Annotated in this window: 2 protein-coding genes; both read left to right on the forward strand. The window is 44.7% G+C overall.

Translation table 11 applies throughout. The features are described 5' to 3' along the window. The first annotated feature begins 291 nt into the window (after nt 1-291). Nucleotides 292-621, forward strand: a complete 330-nt coding sequence (locus K8S19_13495) for a winged helix-turn-helix domain-containing protein (protein MCD4814692.1) — start codon at nt 292-294, stop codon at nt 619-621. Then, entirely contained in the window at nt 618-1,157 is a 540-nt protein-coding gene (locus tag K8S19_13500; protein MCD4814693.1) for a nucleotidyltransferase, read from the forward strand. Before K8S19_13495 ends, K8S19_13500 begins: the two co-directional genes overlap by 4 nt. Nucleotides 1,158-1,264: the final 107 nt, after the last annotated feature.

Consider the following 1,264-nt stretch of genomic DNA (forward strand, 5'->3'; position numbering starts at 1 on the left):
CCTCTCGTTTCCCGATTGCTTCAACTCCATTCTAACCTTTCCTCCTGATTGGAGGTCCGACATTATTTATACCCTTACAATTATGTTTTATCCTATTTGCCTTTGCTTTTCTTTGCGACCTTAGCGACTTAGCGAGAGACGCCTTTGCCTTCATGCGGGTTTGTGACCAACGGAAGTCCCATTCATCCAAGATTCTCTCCGGGCGGGGACCTGTCCCTCGCTATTTTCATCCTTGCAACTTACCATTTTTATTGGTAATATAACCATATTATTTGGTATAAGGAGGCTGCTATGCTTGAATCTCTTTTGGGTAATCCAACCATTGAAAAAGTCCTATTCTACCTGTGGCGGTTTGAGAAAAGTTACGCCAAGGAAATGGCTGACAATTTCCAGCTACCGGTCAACGCCATCCAGCAACAGCTCAAACGCTTGGAAAACGGTGATATCGTAGTCAGTCGCCTGGTAGGACGGACCCGAGTCTATGAGTTCAATCCCCGCTACCCGTTTTTGAAGGAATGTTTTCAACTTTTTTCGAAAGTTTTTTCCCATTTCCCGGTCAAACAAGTAGAGAGGTACTACACCAAACGTACCCGACCACGACGACCGGGGAAGCCTATATGAACATTGATTGGAAAAACGTTACCATCCAAGAATTATCCGTAATTATCGCTACCCACTTACAAACACATGGCATTGATGCCGTCTTGGTGGGTGGCGCATGTGTTACCATTTATAGCCGTAACAACTATGTTTCCAAGGATCTTGATTTCATAGCGTATGAACCCTATCGCGATATCCAAGCGGCATTGTCCCAATTGGGATTCAAGTCACATCAAACACGTCATTTCACTCACCCGCAATGCCCCTATTATATTGACTTCCTTCCTCCGCCAATTGCCATTGGTGAACAACCCATTGAAAGATTTAAACTACTTAAAACAAAAAGAGGACACCTCAAACTCCTTACACCGACCGATTGCGTCAAAGACCGTCTGGCGGCATTTTTTCATTGGGATGACTTTCAATCCCTGAATCAAGCGCTGCTGGTCAGTAAAAACCACAACGTCAGCCAAAAGGCCATCCTGGAATGGGCTGCAAAAGAAGGTTGTAAGGATAAATATCTGGTTTATTTAAAACGACTGAAAACAAGCCTTTAGGCAAGACCGGCGGGAGTCCCTTTTATTCAATACCTTTTCCTGTCGGGGACCCGCCCCTATCTATGGGTAATGTCAACCCCCAATATATTTAAGTCATGCAGTGGAGG

Source organism: bacterium, assembly GCA_021108215.1.
Taxonomy (GTDB): domain Bacteria; phylum Oederibacteriota; class JAAXVQ01; order JAAXVQ01; family JAUVAV01; genus JAIORK01.